19 protein-coding genes and 1 pseudogene are annotated in these 17,718 nt (G+C 65.9%); 3 read left to right on the top strand and 17 right to left on the bottom strand.

Going from position 1 to position 17,718, the window contains the following annotated elements:
* Positions 1-12: 12 nt before the first annotated feature.
* The 8 genes and pseudogenes from G6N67_RS00415 to G6N67_RS00380 all read right to left on the bottom strand — a co-directional run bounded on the left by G6N67_RS00415 (position 13) and on the right by G6N67_RS00380 (position 7,166).
* On the bottom strand, positions 13-210 hold the full coding sequence (locus G6N67_RS00415; protein WP_036436200.1) for a ferredoxin: 198 nt from the start codon (positions 208-210) through the stop codon (positions 13-15).
* A complete protein-coding gene (locus G6N67_RS00410) occupies positions 207-1,409 on the bottom strand; it encodes a cytochrome P450 (RefSeq protein WP_036436202.1) in 1,203 nt (400 codons plus the stop codon). Before G6N67_RS00410 ends, G6N67_RS00415 begins: the two co-directional genes overlap by 4 nt.
* 89 nt (positions 1,410-1,498) lie before the next feature.
* Positions 1,499-2,317: an NAD(P)-dependent oxidoreductase gene (locus G6N67_RS00405; RefSeq protein WP_036436204.1), complete on the bottom strand. Its 819-nt coding sequence runs from the start codon at positions 2,315-2,317 to the stop codon at positions 1,499-1,501.
* Positions 2,317-3,135, bottom strand: coding sequence for an NAD(P)-dependent oxidoreductase (locus tag G6N67_RS00400; protein WP_036436206.1), 819 nt, complete (start codon positions 3,133-3,135; stop codon positions 2,317-2,319). Before G6N67_RS00400 ends, G6N67_RS00405 begins: the two co-directional genes overlap by 1 nt.
* On the bottom strand, positions 3,135-3,992 hold the full coding sequence (locus tag G6N67_RS00395) for an alpha/beta fold hydrolase (RefSeq protein WP_036436209.1): 858 nt from the start codon (positions 3,990-3,992) through the stop codon (positions 3,135-3,137). Before G6N67_RS00395 ends, G6N67_RS00400 begins: the two co-directional genes overlap by 1 nt.
* A 2-nt stretch (positions 3,993-3,994) precedes the next feature.
* Positions 3,995-5,650 carry a thiolase C-terminal domain-containing protein gene (locus tag G6N67_RS00390; RefSeq protein WP_036436213.1) on the bottom strand — a complete coding sequence of 552 codons (1,656 nt, stop codon included), beginning with the start codon at positions 5,648-5,650 and terminating at the stop codon, positions 3,995-3,997.
* Between the two features lie 32 nt (positions 5,651-5,682).
* A pseudogene (locus G6N67_RS00385) lies at positions 5,683-5,883 on the bottom strand (ferredoxin); the annotation flags it as partial.
* The gene (locus tag G6N67_RS00380) at positions 5,880-7,166 is read right to left on the bottom strand and encodes an NADH-ubiquinone oxidoreductase-F iron-sulfur binding region domain-containing protein (RefSeq protein ID WP_179976792.1); all 1,287 of its coding nucleotides are present in this window, start codon (positions 7,164-7,166) and stop codon (positions 5,880-5,882) included. The gene G6N67_RS00380 and the pseudogene G6N67_RS00385, both read right to left, overlap by 4 nt.
* Before the next feature lie 33 nt (positions 7,167-7,199).
* Here G6N67_RS00380 and G6N67_RS00375 point away from each other — a divergent pair, with 33 nt between their 5' ends.
* Entirely contained in the window at positions 7,200-7,673 is a 474-nt protein-coding gene (locus tag G6N67_RS00375) for a hypothetical protein (protein ID WP_036436219.1), read from the top strand.
* 5 nt (positions 7,674-7,678) lie between these two features.
* On the opposite strand, the gene G6N67_RS00370 is transcribed toward G6N67_RS00375, so the two are convergent.
* The 4 genes from G6N67_RS00370 to G6N67_RS00355 are packed head-to-tail and all read right to left on the bottom strand — an operon-like array spanning position 7,679 to position 11,256.
* On the bottom strand, positions 7,679-8,575 hold the full coding sequence (locus G6N67_RS00370; protein ID WP_036436221.1) for an alpha/beta fold hydrolase: 897 nt from the start codon (positions 8,573-8,575) through the stop codon (positions 7,679-7,681).
* Entirely contained in the window at positions 8,575-8,964 is a 390-nt protein-coding gene (locus G6N67_RS00365; protein ID WP_036436223.1) for a Rieske (2Fe-2S) protein, read from the bottom strand. The genes G6N67_RS00370 and G6N67_RS00365 overlap by 1 nt, the downstream gene beginning before the upstream one ends.
* Entirely contained in the window at positions 8,964-10,106 is a 1,143-nt protein-coding gene (locus tag G6N67_RS00360) for an amidohydrolase family protein (RefSeq protein ID WP_036436225.1), read from the bottom strand. The genes G6N67_RS00365 and G6N67_RS00360 overlap by 1 nt, the downstream gene beginning before the upstream one ends.
* A gap of 22 nt (positions 10,107-10,128) precedes the next feature.
* Positions 10,129-11,256, bottom strand: a complete 1,128-nt coding sequence (locus G6N67_RS00355; RefSeq protein ID WP_036436228.1) for an amidohydrolase family protein — start codon at positions 11,254-11,256, stop codon at positions 10,129-10,131.
* 283 nt (positions 11,257-11,539) lie between these two features.
* Here G6N67_RS00355 and G6N67_RS00350 point away from each other — a divergent pair, with 283 nt between their 5' ends.
* Both G6N67_RS00350 and G6N67_RS00345 read left to right on the top strand, forming a co-directional pair.
* Positions 11,540-12,544 carry an acyl-CoA dehydrogenase family protein gene (locus tag G6N67_RS00350; protein WP_036436231.1) on the top strand — a complete coding sequence of 335 codons (1,005 nt, stop codon included), beginning with the start codon at positions 11,540-11,542 and terminating at the stop codon, positions 12,542-12,544.
* 1 nt (position 12,545) lies between these two features.
* Positions 12,546-13,721 carry an acyl-CoA dehydrogenase family protein gene (locus tag G6N67_RS00345; RefSeq protein ID WP_036436233.1) on the top strand — a complete coding sequence of 392 codons (1,176 nt, stop codon included), beginning with the start codon at positions 12,546-12,548 and terminating at the stop codon, positions 13,719-13,721.
* Positions 13,722-13,865: 144 nt separating this feature from the next.
* On the opposite strand, the gene G6N67_RS00340 is transcribed toward G6N67_RS00345, so the two are convergent.
* From G6N67_RS00340 to G6N67_RS00320, 5 genes are all read right to left on the bottom strand, one after another.
* Complete coding sequence (locus G6N67_RS00340) at positions 13,866-14,201, bottom strand: hemophore-related protein (RefSeq protein ID WP_036436235.1); 336 nt, start codon at positions 14,199-14,201, stop codon at positions 13,866-13,868.
* 137 nt (positions 14,202-14,338) lie between these two features.
* Positions 14,339-15,718, bottom strand: coding sequence for a cytochrome P450 (locus tag G6N67_RS00335; RefSeq protein WP_036438267.1), 1,380 nt, complete (start codon positions 15,716-15,718; stop codon positions 14,339-14,341).
* Between the two features lie 22 nt (positions 15,719-15,740).
* Positions 15,741-15,935, bottom strand: a complete 195-nt coding sequence (locus G6N67_RS00330; RefSeq protein WP_036436238.1) for a ferredoxin — start codon at positions 15,933-15,935, stop codon at positions 15,741-15,743.
* A gap of 28 nt (positions 15,936-15,963) precedes the next feature.
* Positions 15,964-16,836: a mycofactocin-coupled SDR family oxidoreductase gene (locus tag G6N67_RS00325; protein ID WP_036436240.1), complete on the bottom strand. Its 873-nt coding sequence runs from the start codon at positions 16,834-16,836 to the stop codon at positions 15,964-15,966.
* A 16-nt stretch (positions 16,837-16,852) separates the two neighbouring features.
* Positions 16,853-17,554 (bottom strand): SDR family NAD(P)-dependent oxidoreductase, encoded by a 702-nt coding sequence (locus G6N67_RS00320; RefSeq protein WP_036436242.1) that lies wholly within the window; start codon positions 17,552-17,554, stop codon positions 16,853-16,855.
* Between the last annotated feature and the right edge of the window lie 164 nt (positions 17,555-17,718).

Here is a 17,718-nt window from a genome sequence, read left to right as displayed (position 1 = left end):
GTCAGCGGTGCGTCATTCGTCGTCGATCGAGATGGCCTGCCGCGGGCACTGCCGGACCGCTTCGCGGATCCGGGCTTCGTTCTCGGATGTCACGTTCTCGTCGAGGATGTGGAGGTAGTCCTCGTCATCGAGATCGAACACCTCGGGGATGATGCCCATGCACACGGCATTGCTCTCGCAGAGCCCGAAGTCCACGTGAACCTTGCTCACGACAACCTCCGAACCGGGACGTGAGAATAGCCCGCCACGTTCTGCATGTGCACGCGTTGCAGACCGTCCCAATTCACCTCGTAGCGCGGCATGAAATCGAGCAGCTTTTCCAGCGCGATCGCGCTCTCCATCCGCGCGAGCGCCGCGCCCAGGCAGCTGTGGATGCCGTAACCCAAGCCGAGATTCTGCGCCTCGGTGCGATCCCGGTCGATGTCGAAGGTGTCGGCATCGGTGAACGCGTCGGGATCGCGGTTGGCCGCGGCGCTGATCAGGAACACGGCCTTGCCTGCCGGGATGGTGCGACTGGGCACGTGGGCTTCTTTGAGCGTGTAGCGCACGTTGTACTGCACCGGTCCCTCGTAGCGCAGCAGTTCCTCGACCGCGGCCGGGATCTTGTCGCGGTCATCGAGCAGCTTCTGCCACTGGTCGGGATACCGGGCGAACAGCACCATCGCGGTGCCGACCAGTTTGGTCACCGTCTCGGCGCCCGCCCCGCCCAAAAGCGTGGCGAAGCCGGTGATCTCGATGTCGTCCAGGCGGCGCAGCTCGCCGTCGTCACCTGGGATCTCGGCTGCGACAAGGCGACTGATCATGTCGTTCTGCGGGTTCTCGCGGCGCTTCTGGACCAGCGAGTAGTAGTACATCGCGGTGTCGATGTTGGCCTGCATGCCTGCCTCGGAAAGCCCGACCTGGCCGGGTTCACGGGACAGGCTGGTGTCGATCCAATGCCGTACCTGCTGGCGGTATTCCGGATCGACCCCGGCCATCCGGGTGATGACCTCGACGGGGAACGGACCGGAGAAATCCTGGACGATGTCGAACTCGTCCGAGTCGATCAGACCGAGATAGTGGTCGATCAGCTCGACCACGGTGTCCTTCTGGGACTGGATGGCTCGCGGGGTGAACGCCTTGTTGAGCAGGCTGCGCATGTGGCGGTGATCGGGCGGGTCCATGAAGATGATCGATTTCTGCGGCGGCTCGTCGCCCTGGACCATCGCGAGATCGCAGCCCCGCGACGAGGAGAACGCTTCGTGGTCCTTGAGCGCGGCGGAGACATCCTCGTGGCGGGTCAGCGCGTAGAAGTCTTGCTCCTCGCTGTAATACAGCGGCGCGTCCTGACGCATCTGCCGGTAAGTGTCGAACGGGTTGTTGAAATAGTCCTCGGAGAACGGATCGAATATCACCTGAGGCTTGGTCATGGGCTCCTCCTTCGCGGCTGGCTGGTGCCGGAAGTGCTGCGCGAGGCGTTACGGGAATGTACTGAACTGTAACGGTAACAGTAACGCGGTCAGGAGTTGTTGAAAAGCGGAGAATGGGCGCCTGCCGCGATGTCGAGCAGGCCGTCGAACTGACCGAGGTCAGTGCCAAGGCCCTGTGCGGTCTTCCGCACCACCGCGATGTCTTTGCCGACGAATTCTCCTACTCTGCTGATGAATGCGTCGGCCGAACCCGTTGCGGCGATGCCTGCGAGGGCGCGGCTGACAGCGCTGCCGTGGGTGAGTGCGGTCAGCAGCGTCGACTCCTCGATGCCGAACGCCGTGCCGATCCGCACGGCTTCGGTCACCAGCCCGATCTGCGCGGCGAACAGGGCGTTGTTGACGAGTTTGACCCGCTGGCCCGCACCGACGGGGCCGACGTGCAGTACCGGATCGGCATAGGCCGCCACGACGGGACGGGCCCGCGCCATTGCGTCGTCGGCACCTCCGGCGAACACCGTCACGGTCCCCGCGGCGATGTCATGCGGCCCACCGCTGACCGGAGCATCGACCACGGCAACGCGGCCACCGGCGCCGATGGCCGCAAGTTCCTCGGCGGTACGAGGGCTTCCGGTGGTGTGTACCACGAGTGCCGAGCCCGGCGGCATGGCGCCGAACAGCGCGTCGCAACATACCTCCCGAACCTGGTCGTCGGTGAAGACGCAGACGACGACCACGTCGGCATCCTCGCCGACATCAGCTACGGTGTCCGCGGGCTCGGCTCCCAATTCGGCCGCAGCCGCGCGTTTTTCAGGGGTGCGAACAAGCAGTCGCACGACGTGTCCCGCAGCGACCAGGCGGGACACCATGGGTGTCCCCATCCGGCCCGCACCGATGAAACCGACCCGCATCAGCGCGGATGGTCCATCAGGGTCAGCGCGGCATCGGCTGCGTCAAACACCGCACCGTGTGGCGCCGACGCATCTTCGGCCAGGCTCGCGGCGTGGCGGCAGTCCTTCTGCAGCAGTGCGCCCGCGATGGGCGCGAGGTTGTCCAAGGTGCCACCGAACATCGCGATGCTGTTGAGGGCCTTGCTGGTGGCCGAACCCCGCGTGATCACCTCGCACAGCGCCTGACGCGGAACACCCAGCGCCTCACCGAGTTCGAGCGCACTCATGGCGGCGCCGAGGTTGGCGCTGAACAGGAGGTTGTTGAGGATCTTGGCGACCTGGCCACTGCCGACACCGCCCAGGTGCACGATCGGGTCGGCGTATGTCGCGAACACCGGCCGGACGCGCTCGACGATCTCGCCGTCTCCGCCGACCATGACCAGCAGGGTGCCGGCCTGGACTGCGGGCTCGCCGCCGCTCACCGGCGCATCGATGACCGAAACACCCTGTGGGGAAGCTTGTTCCGCGATCGCGATGCACGTGTCGGGGTGCACCGTGGAATGGATGGCGATGATGCCGCCGGGAGCGAGGCCGGCGAGCACGCCGGTCTCGCCGTCGAGCACTTCCTTGACGTCGGCGTCGCCCACCACGCACAGGCACACCAGATCGCTCGCGGCCGCGAGTTCGGCGGGGGAGCCGGCGATCTTGGCCGCCGTATCCGCGAACGGTTCGACCGATGCCGGGCGCCGCGCCCACAGCGTCGTCTCGAATCCGCCTTCGACGATCCTGCGGGCCATCGGAGCGCCCTGGCTGCCCAGTCCGATAAATCCGACACGCATCAACCTGCCTCCACTTCCACATCGGTACGCGCCGCGCACTCGTCGGCAAACGACAGCACGCGCCGGTGATATTCGCCGGCGGACAGCCCCACGCTCAGGTTGTGCCCGCTGTCGGCGAGCACCCCCACATCGACGTGCGGTGCGGCGGTGAACATCGCGGCTACGGCCGCGAGCGCCTCGTCGTCGGATTCCCACACGCTTTCGTGCTCACCCGCGATGAACTGCACGGGCACTTCGATCTGTGCGGCAAGTTCCCGAAAGTCATGGGACGCCCACGTTTTGATGACATCAGCCTCGTACGGCGTCCCGCCGGACGATAGGCCGTTGCCCAGAACATCCGGCGGGTAGAGTCGCTCGGGCTGCCACAGCAGATCCCGCAGTCCGCGGGGACGATGGTCGATCGCCGCATTCTTGAGGATGTCGTTGGCACCGGACTGGTAGCGCAGGCCTGTGCCCGCAAGCGAGACGCCCCGCGCCTGCCCGGTCGCAGCCATCCGCACCGCGAGTTCGCAGCCCATCGAATGGCCGAGCACGAACACGCCACGAGTGCCCGCGATGCGCTCGGTCGCGCCGAATGCGAGCGCCACCCGCTGGTCCGGTCGCGCCATGGCTTGCGGATAGGCCGCTGACGCACCGTATCCGGGGCGGTCCAGCGCGACCACGGTGTAGCCTTCGTCCGCCGCGAGCCGTAAGAGCGAAAGTTCCGGGTGGCCAGGGCAATCGAAGTATGCCGACGTGGTCGCGCCTCCATGCAGTGCGACGACGACGCCTCGGGGGTCGGAAGCCTCGGCGACGAGGGCCGACATCGGCACGCCGTCCACCATGACGACCCTGGGGTGTGGATCCGTTCTCACCATGGCTAGTCGTCCACCCGCATCAGCAGCACGCCACTCGGCGTCAGCCCACCGGAACTGGCGACGGCCACTTTGGCGTCGGCTACCTGGCGCTCGCCGGCCTCACCGCGCAACTGGGTGACGGCCTCATGGATCAGGCCCATGCCGTGCGTACGGCCGTGGGACAGCTGTCCGCCGTGGGTGTTGAGCGGGATGATGCCGTCGCGCGCGATGTTGTGGCCGCCGTCGAGGAAGTCCTTGGCCTCGCCGATGCCGCAGAAGCCCAGGCCCTCCAGCCAGGAAAGGCAGTTGAACGTGAACCCGTCGTACAGCTCGGCCACGTCGACATCGCCGGGCCGCAAGGAGGTTCGCGACCACAGATGTGCACTCTGCCCGAGCACCTGCGGCTCGTGGGTCAGCGTGGTCTGGTCCCAGTCGAGCCGTTCGATGATCTGGGTGCCGACGGCCTCGAACCGGACCGGCGGCTTGGGGCGGTCCGCGGCAGTGTCTATGGCCGACACTATGACCGCGACGGCTCCGTCGCACGGCACGTCGCAGTCGTACAAGCCGAACGGGGTGGTGATGGTGCGCGCCGACAGGTAGTCGTCCATGGTCAGGGGATCGCGATAGATCGCGGTCGGGTTGAGCGCGGCATTGGCGCGTTGATTCAACGCTATCCAACCCAGCGTCTCGCGCGTGGTGCCATAGCGGTCGAAATGGCGGCCGGCGTTCTGCGCCAACGTGTGTGCGGCCGAGGTGGCACCGAACGGATGGTGCCAGCTGTTGGTGCGGCCACCCATGGGAGGGGCCATCTTGCCCTCCTTGACCAACTGGCCGAAGGTCGCCTCCCACAGTGTGCGGAAGCACAACACGTGGCGCGCCATACCGGTGGCGACCGCCATCATCGCCGCGATCACCGAGCCGCCCGGGCCGAACGTGTCCATGCCGCCGTTGATCCACGTCGGCCGCAGTCCGAGCGCGCCCTCAAGAGCGGTCACGCCGCCTTCACCCATACCAGCCATGTCGAGCCCGGGATAGGTCGACAGCCCGTCGATGTCGTCGAACGTCAGACCCGCGTCGGCGACAGCCTGCTCGCACGCCTCGATGGTGAGTGACAGCGGAGGCACCATCAAGCGCCGGCCTATCGCCGACATCCCGATGCCGGTGATCGCCGAACGCTCTTCGAACTTCTCTTTGCCGAGCATGGGGCGGACATATTTGCCGAAGTCTTGCGGCGCGATCTCATCGACGGGTTGCGGAGTCGGCGTCGTGTCGGCTGCCGGCTTGAAAACCGGCAGCCAGACATCCTCGACGTGCTGGAAGGCGACTTCGACAGGCTGGCCAAGGGTCAGCGACGCGGGATCGGAGTCGACGATGTTGGTGGTCAACCGAACTCGCGGATCCTCGGCGACTGCTACTTCCGCGACCACGTACGGCGGTGGCAGATCGGGAAAGCCGAACCGGTGATTGACGGTGAATCCGGCCAGCGACCCTCGACCCGACACGTCGCGCACGCCGAGTTTATGGCTACGGCAGTAGCGGCACACGGGTTGCGGCGGATGTATCAGCGCACTGCAGTCCAGACATTCCTGGATGCGCAGCACGCCGTCGGCGCCGGCGGTCCAGAAGAACTCGTTGAGTGCGGTGACCGTGGGAAGTGGCCGACCTGGTATCTGTGACAACTGTTCTCCCGTCGTCAACCCGCTGCCGTGCGCGTGCGTTCGCGCATCTCGATGATCGCGTGCACCGGGCAATCCAACAGGGCGCGTTTGACCGCATCCTGATCGGCGGCGGCGACGGTGCCGTCGCCCTCCAGCGACGCGTATCCCCAGTCGTCGAGCGGAAAGTACGCGGGCGCATGCTTGGCGCACAGCCCGAAGCCGTCGCACATCGTGCGGTCGAGCTTGATCTTCATACCGTGACCACCGCCTCCAGTTGTTCCACCTCGTAGGGCCGCTGGGCCGTGAAGGCTCCGGAACGACAGGTCTGACAATTGTTTTCGAGGTGCCGGGTCACCACGTCGGGGAACTGTGCGAGCAGGGTGCCCGCCATGTTGGCCGCACCGTCGAGCGTGGCACAGGCACCCCGGCCGCGCAGCACGACCGACCAGCGGCGTAACCGGGCGAGATCCTCGTCTGTCGCCACTCCGTCACGCAGTGCGATCGCGACGGCGGCCATCGCCGCGGTGCCGTTGAAGCACGAACCACACTGACCGGCGTTTTCCCGGTCGAAGTAGGCGAGCACCGACGCCGCGACCGCGACCGGACAATCCTCGGTCAGGAAACCGATCGCGCCGCAGCCCAATCCGCTGCCCAATGCACGCACGGATTCGTGATCCAGTGTGGTGTCGAGTACACCGCGGTTGAGCAGGCCTGCGAAGTATCCGCCCATCAACGCGCCACGCACCTCCGCCGCCGCGACACCGTGCAGCGTCAGCACGTCCGCCACAGCCACGCCGTGCGGAAGTTCGTAGAGCGCCGCCGGACGACCGGCCCCCGTGACGGTCGCCAGGAATGTGCCCGGTGAGCCGTCGGTGCCCACCGCACGGAACTGCTCGGCGCCGTGGCCGTGCACGTATGCCAGCTGGGCCAGAGTTTCGACGTTGCTGATCAGGGTGGGCCTGCCGCCGACCCCCTCCTCGAACGGGCGCGGAGGTTTGTCGGTGGGTTTGGCCGGTCCACCGTTGATCATATGGACGGCGGCGCTTTCTTCGCCCGCCACGTAACCCGGTGAAACAGTGATCAATTCGATGCTCAGGTCGCCGGCCCAGGGGCAGGATGTCAGGGCGTCCGCGACGCTGTCGGCAGCCCGGCGGTCCGACACGTAGACATAGGCTCGGTCGGCCTCGACGACGCGGGCCGCGAGGCGCAGACCGTCGAGAACGGTGTGGGGCCGGTTGCGCAGTAGCCACCGATCTTTGACCGAGGCGGGTTCGCCCTCCTCGCCGTTGGCTATCACCACGGCCCCTCCGGCGTCGCGGCCATTGTCGCGCACGGTGCGCAACTTCACGGCGAGCGGGAACGCCGCTCCACCTCGCCCGAGCAGGCCGCTCGCTTGTACCGCGTCGAGCAGCTGCTCCGGATCGGCAAGGGGCGCAAACCCGCCCGCGTCCGTGTACTCGGCCAGTGTTTCCGGGCCGGTGCGCAGCAGCCGCGGCGTGACGCCGGGCCACACCGCCACCGTCAGATCGGTCGTCATGGTCACTTTCCGCTCCCGGATAGGCTTGACCGCATGAGAACTGCGGTGGTGCGTGTCGGTGTGGACCCAGCCGGCGAGTTGGGGCCCGACCGGTTAGCCGACGGCATGATGCGGCTCCGTGAGTTGGCTGTGCGACACGATGCGCAGGTTCTCGACGCCGAGCTGGCCGGGCTGCCTGCGAGCCGTCGTGAGATCGAGGTGCTGATCGCGGGGGAGGGCGCGCCCGAACTGCAGCAGTTGGTGATGCAGTTGTGCGCCAAGGCGTTCGGCACGAGTCCGACTGCGGGGGTGGTGACCTTTGTGAGCCGCGGCACCGACGACGACGCGCACGGAGTACTGGCCGGATTCGGGCTGACCGGTGAGGTCAGCCGCAGCCGTGCCGATGACGGTTGGGACGTGGTGACCGTGACGCTGCAGAAGTCGGACCTGGCGCGCATCCCGGAAAGCCGGATCCACACGGCCTTGGAGGCCTCGCTCAACAGCGAGGTGCACATCCGAACAGTGTGAGCGGCTCACGACTTCAGGAATTCCAGGATCGCAGGCGCGGCCTGCACCCACGTGTCGAACATGTTGAACCGCTTGACTTTCCCCGATGCGCGGGCTTCACCGGCCCGCTCCCAGGCGTCCTCGGGCCACGGCGGGTCGATCAGCTTCGACCCCTTGATCAGGCAGCTCACCTCCAGCGACGTACGTTTCGGATGGTCGAGATCGTTCTCCCCGCCGCGGATGATCAGGGTCGGAACCTTGATGTTGTCGAACATCTCGTCCTCGACACCGGGGATGGTCTGACCCGGTTTCGGCACGAACGCGTTGAGCCAGCGCAGCATGAGCTTGAGGAACTCGTCGGGATCCTGCGCCAACAAGCGGTCCGTGTTCACCGGGTTCTCCAGGCTTCGTTCCTTCCACTCGTCGATGTGGGCAACGGCTTTCATGCCCGCACCGCGGACCGCGAGGATACTCGGCACGATGTAGTAGGAGCCCAGCACGAACGAGCCGTACACTCCGCCGACGATGTTCCACACCACGAGCTTGGTGACGAGATCGGGGTACAGCATGGCCGTCAGCATCGAGTCGCGAGCTCCCCCGGAACCGCCGGCCAGAACGCACGGCCCGATGCCCAGCTTGGTGATCAGGGCCTGCAGCGTCTCGGCCCGCATATGCGATTCGCTCTGGCCGTAGAACTGCACGTCGGATTTACCGCAGTTGGGGCGATCCCACAGCAGCACTCGATAGCCGCCCTTGACCAGGGCCTGCGCGAGCGGTCGCAACCCGGGGATGTCCTTGCTGAACCGGCCGCCCGGCGTCAGTGCGATGAAATCGCCTTGCCTGCCCAGGATTTCGTAGACGACGTTGCCGCCGTTGATCTCGATGGACTTTTCGCCGCGCTTGAGCACGGGGGTGCCCAGCATCACGCCATCACCAACACTTCGTTCTCCACGACCCGCACCGGATAGGTGCGGATGCTCCACTCCGGCTTGACCGCCGTGGTGCCCGTCGCCAGCTCGAAACCCCACTGATGCCAGGGGCAGTAGATGTATTCCAGGTCGCGCACCATCACGGCATCGCCGGGCGCCGACTCGTCGACGACCGTTCGCCCTCGGGCCCGGCCGGAGCACAGCGGCCCGCCCTCGTGGGGGCAGTAGTTGGCTATGGCGTAGAACGTCCCGTTGACGTTGTACACCCCGACGCCGTGGCGGCCGATCGGCACCAGTTTGTGGGTACCCGGCGGGATTTCATCGACCGTGGCGACCACGTGCTCGCGCCCTTGAGCGAGCCGGGGCGGTTTCTGCTCGGTCACTAGAACACCCGCACCTGGCCCTCGAGCACCGGCACCGTCTCGGGCAGCTTGTATGTCTCGATACCGTTGCGGAACATGATTGCCTCGCGGGCATGTTCGGGCAGGTGCTTGACGAGCCAGCGGGGATCGTCGAACGTCCAGTGCGGGTAGTCGCTGCTGTAGAGCAGGATCTTGTCGCATTCCATCCACTCCAGCGCCCGCGACAACTCGGTCTTGTCCTCGGGGTAGTCGAGCGGCTGGGTGGTGAACTTGATGTGGTCCTTGACGTATTCGCTGGGTTTGCGCTTGATGTCCATCCAGGATCTGCGTGCCTCGTAGATGGCGTCCATGCGCCACATGAGCGGCAGGATCCAGGTGAACGCGTGCTCCACGAACACGATGCGCAGCGTCGGGAAGCGATCGAACACGCCGTCGAAGATCAGGCTCATCACCTGGTTGGCCGCCAACAGCGAGTACGTGACCATGAAATCGTGGTTGTAGCTGGGCATCCCGACCGGAGGCAGCGGCAGGGTGTCGAACTCGCCGCGGGACAGATGACAGCTGACCGTGATGTCGTGCTTGGTCGCCGCTGCCCAGATCGGGTCGTACTTCGGGTCGCCCCACGGTGGCCGCGGCTCGGCCTTGATCAGCACCTGCGCCATGTAGGGATGCTCAGCCCACTTCTCGATCTCGGCCACCGCCAGGTGCGGCTCCTCGATGGCCACGCAGATGGACCCGCGCCAGCGTTCATGCCAGTTGTTGTGGCCGTCGAGCCAATGATGGGCCAGCCACTCGTTGGTCGCGGTGCAATAGGCGGCCGTGGCCTCGCCGAGCCGGCTCTCGCCGTGCGTCGGCTCGAGTATCGCGATGTCCGAGCCGGCCTCCATGACGAGCTGCCGCAGCGCCATGTCAGGGTCGCTGCACGCGAACTCGCCGTCGGGCGGGAACGCGTCGACGCGCATCGCGTACGAGTGCGCGTAATCGGGCGCGTCGTAGTAGATCTGGTCGCCGACAGCGTGGTTGGTGAAATACTTGCTGCGCCACGGCTCGGGGATGTACTCGACCAGTTCGCCCCGTCTTGGCATGGGGTGGACGTCGGAGTCCACGCACCGTACGGTGACCCGCTCGGCGGCCGGCACCCGTGGGTTCGCTGTGATCGACATGTCTGCCTCCCTCGCTGACCGTCTACTGCGCCGCAACGGTTGACGGCGTTACGTCGCTGTGCAGGCCGTAGAGTTCGGCAGCGTTGCGCCACAACAACTTGTCGCATTGCTCGGTGGTGAATGCGCTTGGCACCTCGGGTGTGTTGAGCTGCCAGTGGGGATAACTCGAACCGAACATGACCATGTCCTCCTTGCCGGTGAAGCCGAACCACTCCCCGGCGAACTCGACATCACCCGGCCCGTCGAGGGCACCTTGCACGAAATAGACGTGACCGGGCAGGTAATCACTGGGCATCTTGGGCGCCCATGGCGTCTGCTCCAGGTGTGGGCGGCCGAAGCAGTCCATGCGCCACATGAACGGCGTGAGCATGTCGGCAGCGCCGTCGGCCCAGACGAACTTGAGCGCAGGCATCCGCTCGAATACGCCCTCGGCGATCATGTTCATCAGGTGGTACAGGTAGTTCAACGCCATGAAGCCGAGGTATTGCTCGTAGGTGCGGGTCTTGCCCGACGGCGTCGGCGGAAACTGGATGCCCGCGCCGCCCTCGATGTGAACCGCGACCGGCAGGCCGGCCTCGGCGGCGGCCTCCCATAGGGGCCAGTACTGCGGCTTGCCGTACAGCTCACGCGATTGAAGTGGAACCCCGATCTGCACTACGCGCGGATGGTCCCGGTATCTGTCGATCTCGCGCAGCGCGCCCGCCACGTCGTCTGGGTTGACCCGGATGGTGCCACGGAACTTCCGGCCGTGTTCGGCGTGGTCGAGCCAGCGCGTCACCATCATCTCGTTGTGCGCGTTGGCAAGTGCGGTGCCGAGATGACGGTCCGGCATGATGCCCCGGGTCATGGGATGCAGGATCGCGATGTCGACGCCACGGTCGCCGAACAGATGCTGAGCAGCGAGGTCGGGGTCGGACCCTGGGTACTGACGCTCGGATCCCTTTGTGCCCTTTATTGCTCTTCGCGCAAGCGGCTCATCGACGGCGTATTCACCGCCAGGCGCGCCATACCAGTTCATCTCGTAGTCGGGGAACCCGCGGCTGGCAAAAGGCTCACGCAGGAAGTTTCGCCGCAGATCTTTGTTCGACCCGAAGAAGATGTGCACACTCGCGTCGATCACGGGCGTCCGGGTTCCGTCCGGGTGGTGCATGGCCAAGGTGGTTCCTCCGATGCTCGTCCGGAAACGTGGTGTGCACACGTCGCTGACGGTGCGCCCACGACACCGGACCTCTGCCCAGTTTAGATCCTTATTCTTCAATAGCAAGAATATTGTTCTCTGTCGCCGCCATCGTCTCGCCGCAGGTGAACGTGCCTGCTGGTCACGCACTCTGCGGCCCGTGGTGGAGAACTGGAAGTTGCCAGAGGAGAACGATAGATCATCTGAAGAGAATGCTATTCTCGTTCAGACGTGACGGCGCATCAGGAGGCTGCGAGTGCTACTGGAATTCGATGCCGATCAGCGACTATGGCAGGAAACTGTGCGCGATGCGGTGACCAAGCAATGCCCTGCCACGCTGGTCCGGGAGGTTGCCGAACAGGGTGTCGACCCGACACCACTGTGGAAGAGCTATGTGGACCAGGGGTGGACGGAACTCACGGATCCCGTCAACGCGGTCGAGTTGGCGATCGTCCTGGAGGAACTGGGCAGGGCCACCGATCTGACGCCGTACCTGGCGACCATGACCCAGTTCGCTCCGCTCGCAGGTGACCGGTTCGACGCCGGACAGGCCGGCACCGCGGTCTACGACGGTGTGACGGCGCGTCGCGACGACACGGGGTGGGTGCTCGACGGCACCGCACATCACGTGCTCGACGGCGATCGCGCCGAGACGCTCGCGGTGGTCACCGATGCCGGGGTGTTTCTCGTTGCCGCGGACAGGGCCGTCATCCGGCGCAGTTCGATCTTCGATCCGGTGCTGCATGTCGCCGAGGTGACCTTTCACGCCGTCGCGATCCCCGACACCGACCGTGTGCGTGCCGACGCCGAAAGGGCCCGGCATCTGGCGTTGACCGGGTTGGCCGTGACCACCGTGGGCGCCTGCCAACGGGTGCTCGACCTCGTGCTGGAGCACGTCAAGCAGCGCCACCAGTTCGAGGCGCCGATCGGCTCGTTCCAGGCCGTGCAGCACAAGGCCGTCGACATGCATGTCGCGATCGAACGCGCCCGTGCGCTGGCGTATTTCGCCGCACTGACCATCGCGGCCGACGACCCGCGGCGTCGACTGGCCGCGGCCATGGCCAAGGCGGCATCGGGAGAGTGCCAGGCCGTGGTGTTCCGCCATGGCCTGCAGTTGTTCGGCGCGATGGGCTTCACGTGGGAGAACGATGCGCAGTTCGCGTTGAAGCGCGCGAAGGCCGGCGAGTTGCTGCTGGGCGGCGCGGCCGAGCATCGCGCGGTGATCGCAGCCGAATACCGCACGACCTACAGGGGACTCTGAAATGCAGTTGACATTCGATTCCGACGTCGAGGACTTCCGCGCCGAGTTCGTCGCGTTCCTCGACGCCAACCTGCCGTCGCAGGCGCAGACGCTGGAGCGGCCCAGGTCGGTTTCGCACATGCCGCAGTGGGCACGGGATTGGCAGCGCCTGTTGTTCGACAACGGCTGGCTGCTGCCGGCCCAGCCTCCCGAGTTCGGTGGCCGTAATGCCACCGTGGTGCAGCAGTTCGTCCACCTCGACGAGCTGTGCCGGCGGCGGATATACCACAGCTTCAACCCGCAGGGCGTCAACATCATTGCGGCGTCGCTACTTTCGTTCGGCTCCGACGAGCAGAAACACCGGTGGGCCGTACCCGTGTTACGGGGCGAGAAGACCGCGTCCCTGGGTATGAGCGAGCCGAGCGCGGGCAGCGACCTGGCCTCGCTACGCACCCGCGCAGTCGTGGCGGGAGACCATTTCGTCGTCAACGGCCAGAAGGTATGGACCTCGGGCGCCCACGACGCAGACTTCCTGCTGACGTTCGTGCGCACCGATCCGGATGCACCGAAGCACAAGGGAATCAGCGCGCTGATCATCCCGACCGACACGCCCGGCGTGGTATGCCGGCCGTTCGCCGACATGACCGGCCAGGACAACCTCGACTTCAACGAGGTCTTCTTCACCGACGCGCGCGTGCCCGCCGAGAACCTCGTCGGCCCGTTGAACGGCGGCTGGGGTGTTGCGAACGGTTCTCTTGGACACGAGCGCACCATGATGTGGCTGGGATTCGCCGACCGCATCGACAACATGCTTGCCGACTTCGAGCCGCGCACCGAGCTCGAACGCGATCAGTACGCCACGACCGTCATGGACTATCAGGCGTTGCGGGCCATGGGCTCTGCGGCGCTTGCGCGGGCGTCACGGGGCGAGATGGACACCGCGTCGGTGTCGGTGCTGAAGCTGTTCGGCTCGGAAGCCGAACGCACTGCGATGGAGAACGCGTTGACCGCGGCCGGGCCCGACGGATTGATCCATCCGTCCACCACCGGTCCCTACGAGCACATGAACCTCGACCACTACTTCGCGAGCTGGTTCGAGCGCTACGCCCGCAGCTTCGGGGGCACCATCGCGGGCGGCACGTCGGAGATCCAGCGCAACATCATCGCGACACAGGTACTCGGCCTGCCTCGCCGTTGAGGGCTTTCGGCCCAACCAATGGGGCCGCGCTGTCCCGTTGGGGTGGCCTTGTCGGCTAATAGAACTGCCCCCTCTTCCAGGGAAGAGGGGGCAGTTCTATGTTCCCCGCCAACGCGAGGTACCCCGGCGCGGGGAGCAGCCGGATCAGTAGTTGTTGCAGCTGCCCGCGATCGAGCTGATGGGACCGAAGTACTGCTGCGCCATCGGGTTGCCCTGCAACTGGTTGACGGTCTGCTGACGCTCGACCGGGCCCGAGGCCAGGAAGCTGCGCAGCGCGCCCTGCGCGAACGGCGAGGCGTTGAATTCCTGCGCCAGTGCGGGCTGCTGCGCGTTGAGCGCAGCAATGACCTGTTCGTAGGTACACGTGGTGTTGACCACCGCGTCGAACGGCGCTGCTGCTGCGACACCGGCCGAAGCGGGGATCGCCACTGCGAGACCGCCGATTGCGAATGCGATTTTCGCGCGCGACAACTTGATCATGTCTCCAACTACCCCCATCTTGTTCCGCCGGTATTGGCGGCGAGTTTGCCCAGACGTCCGAAAAAGCGACCTCAATCGAGGTTAACAGGACTATCGGCGCAGGGGGATGACCTGTTACCTGCCCCTAAGGGCAGAACTCAGTCGATGACCGCTGCTTCCTTGCGTTCGGTGATGGGGCGCGCCAGCTCCTGCTCGTCGCAGATGCGCTGCAGCTTGTCGAGGGTCTCGTCGAGGCCGGGGCCCAGTCGCTGGCCCGGCGTGAACGTTGCCGGCAGGTTCCGCATGCCCTGGATCACGCCGATGCTGTCGTAGTGCACCGTGCCCTCCGGATCGCACACGTAGTCGGGCATCCGGTCGAGCACCGCGGTCAGCATGGACTTGAACACCGTCCGGGCCACGTTCGAGCCGACACAGCGATGCACGCCGATGCCGAAGCTGAAGTGCCGGTTGCCCTTGCGGTCGAGGATGATCCTGTTCGGCTCCTCGAACACCGACGGATCCCGGTTGGCCATCGCCCACGAGATCCACAGCCGCTCGCCTTCCCTGAACTGCGTGCCCTCGACCTCGACATCGGCCGAGAACGTGCGCCCGTCACCCGGTGCGGGCGTGAAATACCGCAGGAACTCCTCGGTGGCCGGGTTCAGCAGCGTCTCGCGTTCGCGGCTGAGCAGCTCACGCTGGTCAGGATGCTCACCGAGCCACTCCAGGGCATGCGCGGTGAGTGCGGTGGTGGTGTCGAACCCGCCCCCGATGATCAGGCCGAGATTGCCCAGGATCTCCATGTCCGGCGCGGGTTCGCCGTCGATCCGCAGCTGCAACAGCGCGTTGATCAGGCCGGGCCGCGGGTTCTCTTTGATCGCGGACATGTTGGTGAGCAGGTCGATGCCCATTTCACGGTGCATGTCGTTGATGCGTTCGCGGTCCGGCGAGTGTTCAGGGGTGTACACCGAGGCGTGGGTCGGCTCGCTGTAGACCTTCCACTTCTTGAGGTCGAGCCCCATCATCGCCAGCGTGAGCACGGCGGGCACCACGTTGGCCAGGTCGTCGACGAAGTCGATGCGGCCCGACTCGATCTTCTCGTCGAGCGCTGCCCGGGTGATCTCGTCGACGAACGGCGCCCACCGCTTCACCGCGGCCGGTGACAGGTAGGGGTTGAGCGCACCCCGGTAGATGCTGTGGTCGGGCTCGTCCATCTCCAGGATCCCGCCGCGCACGGCGGCTGCCCGGCTCGCGAGCGGAATGCTGATGCCCTCGTAGCCCGTGCCCTCACCGGTGATGTCGTGATCGTTGGACACCGCGGGGCAGCGCGCGAGCTCGAACACTTCCTTGCTGCCCGCGGCCACCCAGTGCCCGTTGTAGACGTCCGTCCACGCCATGGGACACCGGGCGTGCATCTCCTCGGTGATCTTCTCGAACTGTCCGCGATATTCCGGCGTGTGCCGGTCGAAGTGGTAGGTGTTCTTCTTGCGTTCGTCGTCGGTCGTGACTCCGCTGGCAGGCGGCTCGTCGCGGTCGATGCTCACGGCGTTGTCTCCCTTGCTAGTCCTCGATGACGATGGCTTGTTCGGGGCAGGAGTGCGCGGCTTCCCGGACCGCCTCCTCCTGGTCGGCAGGCACCACATCCGACACCGGTGACGCGTGACCGTCCACGTCGTCGAGTTCGAACGAGTCGGGCGCGATCATCGAGCACAGAGTGTGGCCCTGGCAGCGACTCGCATCGACCGAAACCTTCACTACGCCAACCCCTTTCGAATCAGTGAACTCACACGTGGTAGTCGTACCACTTGAGGTAGCCGCCGGCGTCGACGCGCAGCTGCATACCGGTGACGTAGCGGGCCTCGTCCGAAGCGAGCCACAGCACCGCGTTGCTGATGTCGACGGGCTCGATCCACGGCACCTTCATGGCCTGTTGCACGTAGAACACCGGTTCGGCGTCGGCCCGGGTCGGATGCTCAAGGTCCGGGCGGAACGAGCGGTACATCGGTTCGCTCTGCAGCATGTCGGTGTTGCAGTTGGTCGGATGGATGACGTTGGCGCGGATTCCGCGGGGCGCGAGTTCGGTCGCGATGTCGTGGACGTACTGCGACAGCAGGCGTTTGGACGTCATGTAGGCCATGCCGCCGGGATCTGCGCCGGGATTCGGCTTGTTGTGGGCATCCATGAGTGCGGCCGCCGATGCGGTCGCCACGATCGAGGCACCTTCGGTCAGGTGCGGCAGCGCCACCTGGATGGCGTTGATGGTGCCCACCAGGTTGGTGTTGATGACGTCGGTCCAGGCCTGCAGGGGCGGGTTGCCCTTCATGCCTGCGACGCCGGCCTGCGCGACGACGATGTCGACCTTGCCGAGCTCGGCGAGGCCACGCTCGAGCGCGTCCTTGAGTTGTTCGGCGATGCGGACGTCGGCTTGCGCGGTGACGATGCGTCGCCCCGCCTTCTCGACGAACCGCGCGGTCTCGTCGAGATCCTCGGGGGTCGCCATCGCGTAGCCGATCGAGTCGATGTTGTGACACAGATCGACCGCGATGATGTCGGCGCCCTCTTCGGCCAGCCGGACCGCGTGGCTGCGTCCCTGCCCCCGTGCGGCGCCGGTGACGAACGCGACCTTCCCGGCGACCCGGCCTGCTGAATTCCCCACTGTCCGCTTCCTTTCGTTATGTGTTGCGGCCGCCGTTGACGCCGAGGATCTGACCGGTGATGTAGCCGGCCTCTTCGGAGATCAGGAAGGCACATGCCGCCGCGATGTCCTCGGGCCTGCCGATGCGGCGCACCGGCGTCGCCTCGATGGTCTTGTCGATGTCGCCGAGGTAGCCCTTGTCGGCGGCGGCGCGCAGCATCGGGGTGTCGATGAACCCGGGCGGAACGGCGTTGACGGTGATTCCCGCGGGTCCGTATTCCAGCGCGAGCGTCTTGGTTAGACCGTTCACGGCGGACTTCGCGGCGACGTAGGGCGCCATATACGGCGCGCCGGAGTGGGTGCTCGATGACGAGATGTTGACGATGCGGCCCCAGCCCGCCTCGATCATTTCGGGCAGTACCGCCTGGATGCAGTGGAAGACGCCGTTGAGATTGACGTCGACCACGCGCTGCCACCGGTCGAACGACACCTCGGTGAACCGTGTGAAGCAGTCCAGCCCTGCCGCGTTGACGAGCACCGAGATCGGACCGAGCTGCGCTCGGACGGCGTTCAGCGCGGCGTCCACGGCGGCGCGGTCGGTGACATCGGCGACGTGGGCGAACTCGTCGTCAGACGGGTGCAGGTCCAATATCGCGACATTGAGTCCGTCGGCCCGCAGTCGCGCGACGATCGCCGCGCCGATTCCGGACCCTCCACCGGTGACGACGGCATTCTTCACAGCGGTACTCCTGGCGCCGGGCGGATCGCGGGCGTCTCAAGCATCAAGAATCTTCCTTCCGAATATGAGAACCGTACTCTCGTGTTCGTATATATCGCAAGATGCCGACGCATTGCCGACAGGTGTGTACAGAGACCGGCATAGCCGGTCGTATAGGCCATGAC

It is taken from the genome of Mycolicibacterium mageritense (assembly GCF_010727475.1).
Classification (GTDB): Bacteria; Actinomycetota; Actinomycetes; order Mycobacteriales; family Mycobacteriaceae; genus Mycobacterium; species Mycobacterium mageritense.
The sequence above is the reverse complement of the archived record's forward strand: the minus strand, read 5'-3'. Positions and strand labels throughout refer to the sequence as shown.